General features: G+C 43.0%; 9 protein-coding genes. 6 read left to right on the top strand and 3 right to left on the bottom strand.

Going from position 1 to position 14,801, the window contains the following annotated elements; all coding sequences use genetic code 11:
- Positions 1 to 9: 9 nt before the first annotated feature.
- The 3 genes from FPZ42_RS03580 to FPZ42_RS03570 form a co-directional block, all read right to left on the bottom strand.
- Complete coding sequence (locus tag FPZ42_RS03580; protein WP_146269102.1) at positions 10 to 522, bottom strand: thioredoxin family protein; 513 nt, start codon at positions 520 to 522, stop codon at positions 10 to 12.
- 130 nt (positions 523 to 652) lie between these two features.
- Positions 653 to 922 carry a hypothetical protein gene (locus FPZ42_RS03575; protein ID WP_146269101.1) on the bottom strand — a complete coding sequence of 90 codons (270 nt, stop codon included), beginning with the start codon at positions 920 to 922 and terminating at the stop codon, positions 653 to 655.
- Between the two features lie 441 nt (positions 923 to 1,363).
- Complete coding sequence (locus FPZ42_RS03570) at positions 1,364 to 4,729, bottom strand: methylmalonyl-CoA mutase family protein (RefSeq protein ID WP_146269100.1); 3,366 nt, start codon at positions 4,727 to 4,729, stop codon at positions 1,364 to 1,366.
- A gap of 652 nt (positions 4,730 to 5,381) precedes the next feature.
- Here FPZ42_RS03570 and FPZ42_RS03565 point away from each other — a divergent pair.
- The 6 genes from FPZ42_RS03565 to FPZ42_RS03540 all read left to right on the top strand — a co-directional run bounded on the left by FPZ42_RS03565 (position 5,382) and on the right by FPZ42_RS03540 (position 14,796).
- Positions 5,382 to 8,576, top strand: coding sequence for a SusC/RagA family TonB-linked outer membrane protein (locus FPZ42_RS03565; RefSeq protein WP_146269099.1), 3,195 nt, complete (start codon positions 5,382 to 5,384; stop codon positions 8,574 to 8,576).
- Positions 8,577 to 8,589: 13 nt separating this feature from the next.
- On the top strand, positions 8,590 to 10,092 hold the full coding sequence (locus tag FPZ42_RS03560) for a SusD/RagB family nutrient-binding outer membrane lipoprotein (protein WP_222431535.1): 1,503 nt from the start codon (positions 8,590 to 8,592) through the stop codon (positions 10,090 to 10,092).
- 141 nt (positions 10,093 to 10,233) lie between these two features.
- Entirely contained in the window at positions 10,234 to 11,181 is a 948-nt protein-coding gene (locus tag FPZ42_RS03555) for a TIGR01212 family radical SAM protein (protein WP_146269555.1), read from the top strand.
- Between the two features lie 202 nt (positions 11,182 to 11,383).
- Positions 11,384 to 12,622 (top strand): acyltransferase family protein, encoded by a 1,239-nt coding sequence (locus FPZ42_RS03550; protein WP_186458672.1) that lies wholly within the window; start codon positions 11,384 to 11,386, stop codon positions 12,620 to 12,622.
- Positions 12,623 to 12,636: 14 nt separating this feature from the next.
- On the top strand, positions 12,637 to 13,941 hold the full coding sequence (locus tag FPZ42_RS03545) for an acetylxylan esterase (protein WP_146269097.1): 1,305 nt from the start codon (positions 12,637 to 12,639) through the stop codon (positions 13,939 to 13,941).
- A gap of 9 nt (positions 13,942 to 13,950) precedes the next feature.
- Positions 13,951 to 14,796 carry a hypothetical protein gene (locus tag FPZ42_RS03540; RefSeq protein ID WP_146269096.1) on the top strand — a complete coding sequence of 282 codons (846 nt, stop codon included), beginning with the start codon at positions 13,951 to 13,953 and terminating at the stop codon, positions 14,794 to 14,796.
- Positions 14,797 to 14,801: the final 5 nt, after the last annotated feature.

Genomic DNA, 14,801 nt, shown 5'->3' with positions numbered 1-14,801 from the left:
AACCAATTTCTACTTAGCCTTCTCTTCGTAACTTTTAGGATTAAGTGCCGCCGGCGACCAGCCCTGCAAAAACTCCATTACTTTTGCTTTACTATGGCCCTTGCCTTCTTCAAGGTAACCGGAGTTTTGGGTATGGAGGCGATTACCTTCCCCATCCAAAACCACAAATACCGGGAAACCAAAGCGTTGCGGATACCCTAAACTTGCCAGGACTTTTTCATTCTTATTTTCGGGGCTGTAGTTTACGTGTAATACTATATAGTTGTCCGCAAGATACTTGCTAAGGTCTGCATCCGTAGTAACCAGGTTGTTGAACCGCAAGCACCATATACACCAGTTACCACCTATTTGCAATAACACATTCTTGTGCTCAGCATTTGCTTTTTTGATTGCAGATGTAATATCAGCTTTAGCATCTGCCGCCGGGTTGTAAATTTTAGGTGCATCTGCCTTTTGAGTGTCTTGTGCGTTAACACTTGTCACAGTAAACGCAAGGGCGGCTATCAGGATAATTTTTTTCATTTGTCAGTAGTCTTTCTGCTAATATACTGCAATGCGCAGTTGGTGAATATACTTTTAAAGTAAATATGCTATTACAAAAAAGCCCCTCAAGGTATTACTTGAGGGGCTCGAGAAATTTTATAGGTTATACTTAGTGCGCGTAACGTTGCATTCTTAAAGTATTTGGCATGTTTTGCCCTTTCATCTCTGCAACCGGTTTACCCTTTCTATGGTTAACATTGGTATTAACAGAGTTATGTTTTTCGTTATTTCTCATCAATCTGCGGCGGCGTTGTTTTAAACGGTAACGCTCGGTCCAGTGGTCAAATGTACCTGTAAGCGCTAATATACCACCCACCACAAACACAACCATCATAAAAACCACAAAGAGGTGTAATAAATTCGATAACAGATTTTCCATAACGTATAATATATATGTACAATAGATGTAAGGCAATCACCGTGCCTGTTTTTAGCAGCTGTAATTTTCAATTGTAACAAAAGCGTTGTTTTGCGCCGTCAGCTGCGTTGATATTTAACCCGTTTTAATGACACTTTATTGTGGTTTATAAGGCTGAGTTGTTGTTGCAGCGTTGTTGGTTGCTGTAAATAGCTGTAAACAAGGGTAAAAAAATTATACATTGGTTAAAATTTCTTAGAGACTGCAGTTGTATAGTTAAGTTTTTTGATTTTTAAGCGAGATTTGAAAAATATTGGGGATAGGCTGCGTTTACAATTTCGCGGTAAGGTATTTCCACAACTTGGGGTAAATTAAACCACAGTGAGCCGCCTTGCAAAACTTGGAGGTTTTGGGCCGGCGTAAGGCTCAGCGGGCGGTGATAGTCTTGCTTAAACACCTATTTTACATGTTTCGCCTGTATTGCCCGCCAACTTCGTAGAGGGCGTGGCTGATCTGGCCAAGTGAACAGTATTTACATACTTCCATCAACTCCTCAAAAATGTTTTTGCCGGCAATAGCGGCCTGTTGCAAATGCTTTAACAGATCTTCTGCTCCGTCGGCATTACGTTGATGGAAGCTTTCCAGGTTGGCTATCTGCGCCCGCTTCTCATCCTCAGTAGCACGGATAACTTCTGATGGGATGATAGTTGGCGATCCTTTTTTGTTAAGGAAAGTATTTACACCGATAATAGGGTATTCGCCTGTGTGTTTCAGGGTTTCGTAATACAAAGATTCTTCCTGTATCTTGCTGCGCTGGTACATGGTTTCCATGGCGCCCAGCACGCCACCACGATCGTTGATGGCTTTAAACTCGGTGAGTACAGCTTGTTCTACAAGGTCGGTCAATTCTTCGATAATGAATGCGCCTTGAATAGGGTTCTCATTTTTTGCGAGACCCAACTCGCGGTTAATGATCAGCTGTATAGCCATTGCCCTGCGTACCGATTCTTCGGTTGGGGTGGTGATAGCCTCGTCGTAGGCATTGGTGTGCAGCGAATTGCAATTATCATAAATGGCGTAGAGCGCCTGCAAGGTGGTTCGGATATCGTTGAAGTCTATTTCCTGTGCATGTAAAGAGCGGCCGCTGGTTTGGATATGATATTTAAGTTTCTGCGATCGGTCGTTGCCCTTGTACTTGTTCTTGATGGCCTTAGCCCAGATGCGTCTTGCTACACGTCCGATCACCGAATATTCCGGATCGATACCGTTACTGAAGAAGAACGACAGGTTGGGCGCAAAATCATCAATATGCATACCGCGGCTGAGGTAATACTCAACATAAGTAAAACCATTGGACAATGTAAAAGCCAGTTGAGTAATAGGGTTAGCACCGGCTTCAGCAATGTGGTAGCCTGAGATAGACACCGAATAAAAGTTTCTTACTTTTTCATCAATAAAATATTGCTGAATGTCGCCCATCATCCGCAGGGCAAACTCGGTACTAAAAATGCATGTGTTTTGTGCCTGGTCTTCCTTCAGAATATCGGCCTGTACGGTGCCTCTTACAGTTGATATAGCTTTTGCTTTGATTGTTTGATAAACATCCGCCGGCAAAACCTGATCGCCGGTTAAGCCCAGCAGCATTAAACCAAGGCCGGAGTTGCCGGGTGGGAGAGTGGAAGCGTTTTGTACTCCATACACCGGTCTCTTCAACCCTTTATCATCGTATAATTCTTTAAACTTTGCCTCAACCAAATGCTGCAAGTTGTTTTCTATGATGTACTTTTCGCACTGCTGATCTATAGCGGCATTCATGAAAAAGCCGAGCAACATTGGTGCAGGGCCGTTGATGGTCATGCTGACCGAAGTAGATGCATGGCAAAGGTCAAAGCCTGAATACAGTTTCTTTGCGTCATCAAGCGTGGCGATACTAACGCCGGCATTGCCTATTTTTCCGTAAATATCCGGTCGTACGTGTGGGTCCTCGCCGTAAAGCGTAACTGAATCAAATGCCGTTGAAAGCCTGTGCGCAGGCTGACCGAGCGAAACGTAATGGAAGCGCTTGTTTGTACGTTCGGGACCGCCTTCACCGGCGAACATACGCGTGGGGTCCTCACCTTCGCGTTTTAAAGGGAATACACCTGCAGCATAAGGGAATTCGCCGGGAACATTCTCAGTTAATAGCCAGCGCAATACATCGCCCCATGCTTCATATTTGGGCAGCGCTATTTTTGGTACCTTAAGTTGTGAAAGAGAGGTATAATAGAGCGGTTGTTTTATTTCCTTATCCCTTACTTTATATATAAAGTTATCGGCCTTGTATTTGGCAACGGTTTCCGGCCACTCTTTAAGTAGACGCCTGCAATCAGGATGCAGATGTTCTTCCAAATTACTGTAGATCTTTTCCAATTCGGATTTGAAACCTTTCGTTTCAATCTTATCCTCGGTAACTTTTATCGTCCCTTTTATGTTATACAATTGCTGCGCTATGCGGCATTGTTCGTTCACCCAATCAGTATAAGATGCGCTGCTTTCAGCTATCTCTGCTAGGTAGCGTATCCTGTCCGGCGAAATGATATAGATCTTTTCAGATTCGCCATCCTGGTTGTTTAAAGGTTGCTCTTTACCTTTAAAAATATCTACACCGGTTTTGTCTCTCAGTTTGGCCGCAAGCGCAGCAAACAGTGTGTTCATGCCCGGGTCATTAAACTGCGATGCCATGGTGCCGTAAACCGGTATATCTTCGTCTTTGGCCTCAAAAAGCATATGGTTGCGGCGGTATTGCTTGCGCACATCGCGTATGGCATCTAAAGCACCTCGTTTATCAAATTTGTTAAGCGCAACCAGGTCGGCAAAATCAAGCATGTCAATTTTCTCTAACTGTGTTGCAGCGCCAAATTCAGGGGTCATTACGTAGAGCGACAAGTCGCAATAATCGGTGATCATGGTGTCAGACTGGCCTATGCCGCTGGTCTCAACGATCACCATATCATATCCTGCAGCTTTACAGATGTCAATAGCTTCCTGAACATGTTTGCTTAACGCAAGGTTGGCCTGGCGAGTAGCCAGCGAACGCATATATACCCTGGGATTATTGATGGCGTTCATCCTTATCCTGTCGCCAAGTAAGGCCCCACCGGTTTTGCGTTTGCTTGGGTCTACAGAAATTATGGCAAGCGTTTTATTGGTATGCAGCAGATAGCGGCGTACAATTTCATCAACCAGGCTTGATTTACCTGACCCGCCGGTTCCGGTGATACCAAGTACAGGGACCCGGAGCGAAGTGCAGGGAAAGGTAACAGGAGTGTAGTTACCTTTTTCAGCGGCGGATATGAGCCGTGCAATTTGTTTGATCTTATCCGCACCCTCACCGATCTCTCGCTCTGCTAAAGAGAAATCGCACTCCTGCATCATATGGTTGATCATGCCTTGTAAACCCATCCGGCGGCCATCATCCGGCGAATAGATCTTACAAATACCATAATTCTGTAATTCATCTATTTCATTTGGCAGAAAAACGCCACCACCACCGCCAAAAATCTTGATATGTCCCGCTCCACGTTCCCGCAAAAGGTCATGCATATATTCAAAATATTCAACATGCCCGCCCTGGTAGCTGGTGATGGCAATGCCTTGTACATCCTCTTGTATGGCGCAATTAACTATCTCGTCAACACTTCTATTATGCCCCAGGTGTATCACTTCCGCACCTGTACTTTGCAGGATACGCCTCATGATATTTATGGTGGCATCATGACCATCAAATAATGAGGCTGCAGTAACCAGGCGGATCTTATTTTTAGATTGATACGGGGCAATACTTTCCATTACAGGCTATTATAATTGGGAGTAAGCAAAAGTAGGATTTTTTAATCAGGCATAGTAAATACGCTACGCTCACCTACATCTATTGGCACAATAGTTTAATTTTTCTTGATTGTTAATGTTGGAGGTGTCCTGTTAACACAATAGGAATTTTAACGAAAAAAATTGTCAGATATGTAAAATTGATGTTACCTTTGCGTAATAAACCAGTTGTTTAATCGAAAATTTGACCAATACAACTCGTTGGTTTATAGTGTAAAAGGGTAGCGATTTAACCTTTTCACCGTGCTGACATTGTCTTAAGCGGCACCTGTTCTAATCAATTTTTAATTTTTGGTGGTACCCCTTAATCAAAAATTAATAGATTTGCGATGTTGATGTTCGTGATCGATGGGATTTTAAACTCGTCGTCATGCGTTTGCAATAACCTGAACCTTAACGACCAATACCCATACCCCTCCTAATTTACTATTGGCTTAAACCAAGTTGTTAAGACTTTTTTGCATGCATAATTGCGCGTGCTCAATAGATATTTCACGCTTGTTGTTCTTTATAAGATCAGTTAATTAGTTAAGCAACCTTCTTGAGGCGTAGAAGGTTGTTTTTTTTGTTAAAGTGCTCAAACTAAAATCGTTTATGAATAGGAGTGAAAAGTATGAATAGAACATTATTACTCATTTTTTTTCTTTTTAATGTTGCCGTTGCGGCAGCGCAAAACAGCACAGTAACGGGTACCGTTACTGCCGCCGCCGATAAAGGCATATTGCCCGGTGTAAGCGTGCGTGTAAAAGGCAGCCAGGCCGGTACAGTTACCGATGCTAATGGCCGGTACTCTATCAGTGTGCCATCAAGCTCTTCAGTGCTTGTTTTTTCGTTTGTGGGTTTCGCACCACAAGAAGTAGCCGTAGGTGGCCGCTCAACTGTTAACGTTGCCCTTGCAGAAAGTAGCCAGCAACTTGGCGAAGTAATTGTTACGGCCCTGGGCATCTCACGTTCAGAAAAATCTGTTGGTTACGCTGCACAGCAAATTAAAGGTGAAAACCTTACCATGACTCGCCAGCAGGATTTTAATACATCATTAGCCGGTAAGGTTTCTGGTGTGCAGATACTTGGTGGTTCTGGTGCTAAATTTGGTGCTTCAACCATTCGTATCAGGGGTATCAACTCATTACAGGGCGGTAATCCAATCTACGTTGTTAATGGCGTTATTACTGATCCAAACGCAATCAACAATGATGATGTTGAAACACTTACTGTACTAAAAGGCCCTGCAGCTACCGCATTATATGGCCAACGTGCATCTGAAGGTGCAGTTGTTATTACACTTAAGAGAGGTTCAAAAAAAGGTATCGGTGTTACCGTAAACCAAACAACCACACTTGAGCGTGTTTACACTTTACCACAATACCAAAACGAATATGGTGGTGGTACCAGCCAAACCTGGAATGTTTATAACTATAAAGCAGGCGATCCTGATTACCTGAAAGGCTTTAATGGTATCAAATACTACAACTATTCTGTTGATGAGAGCTGGGGCCCTAAAATGGATGGCACCCCTTATGCGCCATGGTATTTCTGGGATCCGTCAAACCCTGACTTTGGTAAGCTTAAGCCGTTTGTTGCACAGCCAAATAACATCCGCGATTTCTATCAAACCGGTGTTACCACTAACAACAACGTAGCTTTTGCGAAAGCAGGTGATGATTACAACACCCGTATCTCGTACACAAACTTAAACCGTACAGGTGTTAGCCCTAACACTAAGCAAAGGCGTAATAACCTTAGCTTTAACGGCGATGTAAAACTTACTGATAAATTAACAGTTAGCGCAAACATCAACGTATTCCAGGAAAACTTGAAGAACGTACCTACCGAAGGTTACGGTACCCAAACTGCGGGTTCATTTAACCAGTGGTTTCACCGCGACCTTGAAATGGATAAGTTGAAAAACTACCGCAGGCCGGACGGTACTTACACCACCTGGAATATCACTTCTCCAACAGATCTTACTCCAAAGTATTGGGATAACCCATACACGGAGGCTTATGTTAACACATCAGAAGCTAACAGCAACCGCTTATACGGTAACGTTACCGCTGCTTACAACTTCAGAAAAGATCTGAAACTATCTGTTATAGCACGTGGTGACTATTTAAACCGTGATGCTAACAGCAGGGTAGGTTCTTACACGCTTAATCCTGATTCATACAGCGAAAATACCTATCAGTACAAAGAATACGATTACGTAGCTTCATTAGAGTACGATCACATGTTTGGTAAAGATCTTTCTTTCCGTGCAGGTGCTTATGCCGAATCGAGACAAGATGTTACCAAGTATTTATTCTCAGCTACCAACGGAGGTTTATCTGTACCGGAATTATACACTGTAGGTAACTCTTTAGACCGTCCAAGCACAACCTCATTGCATAGCAATAAGGTTGTTAACAGCGCGTACGGTTATACTTCATTCGGTTACAAACAATTCTTATACTTAGATTTGAACATCAGAAACGACGTTTCTTCGGCTTTGCCATCAAATCATAACTCCTACTGGTATGGTGGCGCTTCAGGATCATTCGTGTTCACTGAATCAGGTTTAATTCCTAAGAATGATGTACTTTCTTTTGGTAAGATCAGAGCTTCGGTAGCTAAATTGGGATCCGATCTTGATCCTTATCAGATCTATCAAACCTATACGCTAAGCAGCGTTCCTTACGGTAGCAGCCCGGTACAATTTGTGCCTAACACTTTGCCTAATGGTAACCTGAGGCCTACGTTATCAACTTCTTATGAATTAGGTACAGAGTTACACTTCTTAAGAGGCGATCGTATCCGTTTAGACTTCAACTACTATCACCGTAATACTAAAGATCAGATACTTAACCTGCCTGTTAACGGTAACACCGGTTATTCTGCTATCACTATCAACGCTGGTTCAATTGTTAACCAGGGTATCGAGATCTCGTTAGGTGGTACGCCGGTTAAAACAAGTGATGTTACTTATGATCTTAACTTTAACATTGCGTTTAACCGCAATAAAGTTGTTCAATTGTATCCTGGTTTTAATACGCTACGCAATTCACCTGAAGGTTCTGGCGGTGCTACAATATCAGGTTATCAGGCAGCAGGCGCAACCGGCTTCGGTTTTGTAGGTTCGCCAAGCTTCTCTGTAAACAGTGTGGTAGGCCAGCCTTATGGTCAGCTTATCGGTTCTGGTTTCCAGAGAGATAAATCAGGCAACATCGTTGTTGATGCAGATGGTTACCCTGAGCGTAATGACAACGTAAACCTGGGTAATATCCTGCCTAAATTTACAGGTGGTTTTACCAACAACATCAATATCAAAGGTGTTAACGTTGGCTTCTCTCTCGATTACCAATACGGTGGCAAATTTGTATCTGTAACCCAACAAAATCTTGCCGGTTCAGGTCTTGCCATGTCAACCATTGGTAACAACGAGAACGGTGTTCCTCGTCGTAACGCCCCTGCAGCAGGTGGTGGTACGTTGGTTAAAGGTGTGCATGAAGATGGCACTCCTAACACCACTTATGTTGATACCCGTACCTTGAATGAGCAGGTTTACAGCCAAATTTGGGAGCAATACACTTATGATGCTACCTACATTAAATTAAGGGAAGTAAGCGTGGGTTACAATTTGCCAAAACGCTGGTTTGGCCGTTTCCCACTGCAATCAGCAAGGTTCTCCATCGTGGCTCAAAACCCATGGTTGATCTATACTAAAGCGAGAGTTAAGGGTATTGATCCGTCGCAACTGCAAACATCTTTTTATGAAGGTGGCCAGTTACCGGCAACACGTACCATTGGTTTCAACCTTAATTTAAACTTTTAAGAAATAGACATATATGAAAAAGTTTTTAAATAAAGTTATGGTTGTATTTGTTGCAGGTGCTGTTTTAACATCATGCAAGAAAATAACCGACGATATAAACATCAGCCCTAACCAACCTGCAAATCTATCTACCGGTTATGCACTTACCAGTGCGTTACAATATATAGGTGGTACAGGTGGTGGTGGTGCTACAACTAACATCAACAGCTACGCCGGTGAGTTATATTCGCAATATATTTCTGAAACGTACTATACCAATGAATCAAGGTTTGCACTTGCGCAATATGATTACCAGGGATATTACACCGGCCCGCTTACCGATCTTAAGCAGGTAATTGATTTTAACACCAATGATAAAACCAAAAACCTGGCTACCACAATCAGATTTGGGTCAAATGCTAACCAAATAGCATCCGCACGCATTCTTAAAGCATTCATATTCCTTACCATGACTGACCGTTGGGGCGATATCCCTTACTCTCAGGCTTTGCAGGGTAATGTTAATTTAACGCCTAAGTTTGATGCTCAGAAAGATATCTATACAGATCTTTTCAAAGAGCTTACAGAGGCGCAGGCTCAATTTGATGATGGTGCACCGCTTACCGGCGACGTACTTTTTGGCGGTGATAACACTAAATGGAAACACTGGGCAAACTCGCTGCGCGCTGTTATGGCATTGCGCTTAAGTAAAGTTGACCCGGCAACTGGTTCAGCAGAATTTAAGAAAGCTGTTGCAGATGGTGTAATGACCTCAAATGACGATAACGCAACTTACCAGTACCTATCTGAGCAAAACAACGAGAACCCATACTTTGGTAATTACAGAACAAGGTATGACTACGCAGTTAGCAGTCAAACTGTAAATACGATGAAAGCTAACAGTGACCCTCGTTTACTTGTTTTTGCAGAAAAAGCAAACACAGGCGACTACATAGGCTTGCCTTATGCTACGCAAGGTGATGACTTAAACAACTTTAGCATCGGTAACAGGAGCGGATCTACTATTAAAGCAGGTAATATTTCACAAATAGGCCTTGCTTACTCAAGCCAAAACAGCCCAACTACCTGGACAAGCTATGCGCAAACACTTTTTGCTGAGGCTGAAGCAGCTCATTTGGGTTGGATACCTGGCGGCGATGGACAAGCTGCTACTTACTACACTCAAGGTATAACAGCATCCTTAGAGCAAAATGGCGTAGATGCTGCATCTATTACCGCTTATCTTGCAAAACCGGGTGTTGTTTTCAACGCGGCAAACGCAGTTGAACAAATCGTTACGCAAAAATGGTTAGCTAACTATCTTGGTGACGGCTGGGAGTCATGGTCTGAGTACCGTCGTACCGGTTTCCCAAGGTTGCTTGACCCTGTTCCAACTGCAGTAAGTGCTGATAAACACATACCACGCAGACAACAGTATCCTCAATCAGAAAACGACCTAAACAAGGCAAATTACAACGAAGTAATTGCAAGGCAAGGTCCGGATGCTTTGAGCACACACGTATGGTGGGATAAATAACCGATCATATAAACCTGATCTATAAAAGGGTGGCACAGCGAAAGCTTGCCACCCTTTTTGTATATGATGAATATTGCATCTGCATATCTGAAATCTGCAAATTTGCACATCCTTAAAAACCGTATCTTTGCGGCTATCATGATGTTATCAAACCAGGCAGGTGTACAGTGGGAAAAAGGTTACAATAATTACGGGCCGTGGCTTCGCGAGAAGTATAAGGGCAAACGCGTATTTAAGGTAATTGTTGATGGCGGTTTTACCTGCCCCAACCGCGATGGCAGCAAAGGTTATGGAGGTTGTACTTATTGCAATGTAGATTCGTTCACACCATCTGTAAGCCGCAATGCCACTACCGTAAGGCAGCAGGTGATGGAAGGCATGGAACGCGCCCGCAAAGGCAATAAAGCCGATAAGTTCATCATCTACTTTCAGCCTAACACCAACACTTATGCCCCTGCTCATTATTTAAAGATGATGTACGATGAGGCACTTAGCTATGGTACCGAAGATATTGTTGGTTTAAGTGTAGGTACCCGCCCCGATTGTATCGACTTTGAAAAAGTGGCTTTATTAGAGAGTTATACCGATCGTTTTGATGTTGACCTGGAGATGGGGATGGAAAGTATTTATGACGATACGCTTGCCCAGATAAACCGTGGTTGCAGCCATGATGAATTGCTGAAAGCCTTAAAACTGGTAGAGAATAGTCCTTTGGATATTTGTGTGCATACCATTTTTGGCTTGCCGGGAGAGACAAAAGACATGATGCTGGCATACGCCGATGAGATCAATCGCCACCAACAGATCAAGTTTGTAAAGTTTCATCACTTACATATAGTGGAAGGCAGTGTAATGGGTGTTAAATATAAACGCGAGCCATTTAAGCTTTTCAGCCTTGATGAGTACGCCGATTTCCTTTGCGACCTGTTACCATTGGTTCGCCCGAATATTGTGATACAGCGCCTGTTCGGCCTCAGTGATCGCGAATTGTTGATAGCACCCAATTGGGGGTTAAAAAAGAGCGAGATACAGTACCGGATAGATCAGCGCATACTCGAGCGTGGAGTAGTGCAAGGCAGCGCTTTGTAGATAGATGCACAACTGTGCAGATGCGTTTAAACATAAAACGCTGTCATTGTTATTCCGTATTTCTCTAAAGTGGTTTTAAACAATTAGCCAATAAAATCCTTAATTCAGTATTTGATACCCACAAGAAAATAGCAGTTGGTACTTCCTTTGTATAACTATTAGGAACAATTTACCGTAAAAATTAAATTCAAATACTGTTTTGGTGCAAAAACCTTTACAAAATTACATCCCGGCATTAACAGGCGTGCGTGCATTAGCAGCGTACCTGGTGTTCATATCACATTACGCGTACGCGTTTGATGAAAAATTTCCCCAGGGCGTGCAACGTTTTCTTAATGAATTCCATATCGGGGTAACCATTTTCTTTGTGTTGTCTGGTTTTTTAATCGCCTTCAGATATTTTGATAATTTTAAACTAACCGGTGATTGGTTCAAGCAATATTTAAAGAACCGAGTAGCGCGTATTTATCCAATGTATTTCCTGATTACGGCAGGCGCTTTCATATCTTACTATTTTACCCGCGATCCAAAAACGGTTAACGGCTTTGGCAGTCCGGTGGGTTTGTTTTTTATGAACATCACTTTTGTTCGCGGATTTTTTGATCAGCTTAAATTTACGGGCATAGCGCAAGGCTGGAGCCTTACTGTTGAGGAATGTTTCTATTTCTCGGCGCCATTCATATTCTACTTTGCAAAAAAATACAACAAATTCTGGCTGCAGTGGGCTGTGGTTACACTGTTTGGTGTTGGGCTGGTAATGATATTCAGGAACGTTAACTGGTATGGTTTCTTCGGCAACTTTACGTTTATGTTCTTATATACTTTCCTGGGTCGGTGCTTCGAGTTTTTTGCAGGGATTCAGCTTGCATTGATTGTAAAGCGCAGGCAGGATAAAATTGACGGGCAAGCTAAAACCTGGTTTACCTACGGCGGCTTTCTGGCCGTATTTGTTTGCGTATGGATCATGTCTATCCTGCCAATCCCGAAAGGCGAGGTGGCAGGTTTGCACCATCCGTTTGGTATTGTTACCAACAACTATCTTTTAGCTACATCCATTGCCGTGTTTTTCTATGGTTTACTTACCGAGACCACCGTGCTTAAAACGATACTCAGCTTTAAATTTGTTGAGTTGCTGGGCAAAAGCTCTTACATTTTTTACCTTATACACCTGGGTTGGATGTATGATCTGTTCCACAATTATCTGAATAAATGGAACGACGATATTTTTGAACTCTACGATAAGTGGGGTAAAGACTGGAACTCGCCCTTCCAGTATGATAACCTGAATGTGCTTTACGGCTTCATTGTATTAAATGCCGTCTCTATACTGTTGTTTAAACTGGTTGAGGAACCGCTGAATCATTATATCCGACAGTCGGATTTTTTGATCAAAAATAAAGCACGTAACCCTGAGAACAGATCGGAGGCCATTAAAGCTTAAGTTTTATTTATACTATGTTAATCAGATCAAATAAGATATTTTTCATGTTGCTTTGCATCTTCACCCTTGCGGGCATAAATCATTGCCTTGCACAGGATGATGAGGAAGAAGGAATTTCGACCGTGCTTACCGCAGGTAACAAGAACGCCATTTTTGGTGATCATGCCAGCTATACCTTCGAGGTGAAAAATCCTACCAATAATCCGCAAACAGGTACGGTTTCCTACATTATAACCCAGCATGGTAAGGACATCAAAACAGCATCGCAGAAGGTAAATCTCGGCAAGAAAAGTTCAGGGAAATACAGTTTCGAACTGCCATCCCTGCCGACAGGTTTCTATAAGGTTAACTTTATGGTTAACGTATCTGAGTATGACGATACTACCCGCAGGGTTTTTGGTATCCGTCCTGACGAGATACGCTCTAAATATCAAAAACCTGCAGACTTTGATGCCTTTTGGAATAAAGCCAAAGCAGAGCTGGCCGCGGTTAAACCTAATTTTAAGGTAACGCCAATGCCTAAAATGAATACCGATAACCGTAAGGTATTCCTGATAGAAATGCGCTCCCTGGATAATTACCTGATAAAGGGATGGATGACAGTGCCGAATAATCCTAACCCAAATCGTAAATTTTCGGTACTGTTGGGTTTGCCGGGCTACCAGGTTAACCTGATGCCCATAACGGGTTTGGATGAAGACCTGGCTATTATTACACTAAACGTAAGAGGGCAGGGTAACAGTCGTGGCCAGATAGACACCCGCCGCGATGAATTTATATTTTACCGGATAGAAGACAGGGATAAATACGTTATGCGCGGCGTTATAATGGATTGTTTACGCGCCATTGATTTTATCTACGCCCAGCCAAATTTAAAGCACGATAATATCCTGGTATCAGGCGGTAGTATGGGTGGTTATTTGGCACTTGCTACGGCATCGCTTGATAAAAGGGTTAACCTGTGCTCTGCCCAAAACCCTATACTTTGTGATGTAAATAATCTGGACGGCGAAGTTACCTGGCCTATCAGCGATATTAAGAAGTACATACGCACTCAACCAGGGTTAACCCTTGATAAGGTGATGAGCAACCTTAACTACTATGACGGTAAAAATTTTGCAGAAAATATAACTTGCCCCGCCATAATGGGTATAGGTTTATTAGACCCTTACGCACCGCCTTATAACGAGTATGCCACTTTCAACGTAATTCCCGGGAAGAAAAGGATGATGGTATTTAAAGACCTGGGGCACGAGATATCACAATCATATAAAGACCTTGAAGGGCGTTGGATGCGCGACCATTTTGCACTATTTTAAGCTTAAGACATGACAGTACCTAAAACTGACTTTAAGATATTTTTATTAGCAGCAAGCTTTATGTTGCTGGCTAACACCAGCAGTTTTGCGGGTGGTTTCCCGGTAAGGCCAAAGCGGTTACTGCTGTCGCCATCCGTTAGCTATTTTTATGCAAACAGCGGTTGGGATTCGTTACGCCGCAGAACGCCTTTTGCTAATAATGGGCAGTTCTCATCAATAGGTTTTTCGCTTTATGCGGAGTATGGCATAAGCAGGCGCTTAACCGCAGTGGCTTTGCTGCCTTATGTGCGCAACACGTATGAAGATAACAACTCGAAAACAACCAGTACCGGTTTAACCGACCTTGAAATAGGCCTGCGTTATTATGTGGCCAACATCAATTACATCTATTATTTTACTGTGCAGGGTACGTATATTACACCATTGTACAATGATCTTACACTGGGTTACCGCGAACAGGGCGCTGAAATTAAACTTGCCTTTGCAGGTAGCGGTAAAGTTTTAGGGAAGAACTATTATTTTACATTAGAGAATGGCGTACGCCAGTATTTTGGCCCTGATGGCCCAACCCAGGACCGCTACACCGGTACCTTTGGTTTAACGCTGGATAGGCGTTTTCATCACCAGCTCTCGGTATCATTGGGTGGCTTTTACTCATCAAGTAACTTTACCAGGTTCTCGCCCATATTGGCTGTAAATAAAAACTTTGCATTTAACCAGGCATCGCTTACTTATGGGTACACGGCAAACAAACGCCTGTCGTTTTTTGCAACCGGGGGGCATTTCATAAACGGCCGCAATACCGGCTATGGCACCACGGCATCTTTCTCTGTTTTAGTTAAGCCTTTCAGATAATATTT

Source organism: Mucilaginibacter achroorhodeus (assembly GCF_007846095.1).
Taxonomy (GTDB): domain Bacteria; phylum Bacteroidota; class Bacteroidia; order Sphingobacteriales; family Sphingobacteriaceae; genus Mucilaginibacter; species Mucilaginibacter achroorhodeus.
The sequence above is the reverse complement of the archived record's forward strand: the minus strand, read 5'-3'. Positions and strand labels throughout refer to the sequence as shown.

Coding starts and splice junctions, on each gene's coding strand:
- FPZ42_RS03540 (WP_146269096.1), top strand. CDS start 13,951: ATGACAGTACCTAAAACTGACTTTAAGATATTTTTATTAGCAGCAAGC.
- FPZ42_RS03560 (WP_222431535.1), top strand. CDS start 8,590: ATGAAAAAGTTTTTAAATAAAGTTATGGTTGTATTTGTTGCAGGTGCT.
- FPZ42_RS03570 (WP_146269100.1), bottom strand. CDS start 4,729: ATGGAAAGTATTGCCCCGTATCAATCTAAAAATAAGATCCGCCTGGTT.
- FPZ42_RS03575 (WP_146269101.1), bottom strand. CDS start 922: ATGGAAAATCTGTTATCGAATTTATTACACCTCTTTGTGGTTTTTATG.
- FPZ42_RS03580 (WP_146269102.1), bottom strand. CDS start 522: ATGAAAAAAATTATCCTGATAGCCGCCCTTGCGTTTACTGTGACAAGT.
- FPZ42_RS03555 (WP_146269555.1), top strand. CDS start 10,234: ATGTTATCAAACCAGGCAGGTGTACAGTGGGAAAAAGGTTACAATAAT.
- FPZ42_RS03545 (WP_146269097.1), top strand. CDS start 12,637: ATGTTAATCAGATCAAATAAGATATTTTTCATGTTGCTTTGCATCTTC.
- FPZ42_RS03565 (WP_146269099.1), top strand. CDS start 5,382: ATGAATAGAACATTATTACTCATTTTTTTTCTTTTTAATGTTGCCGTT.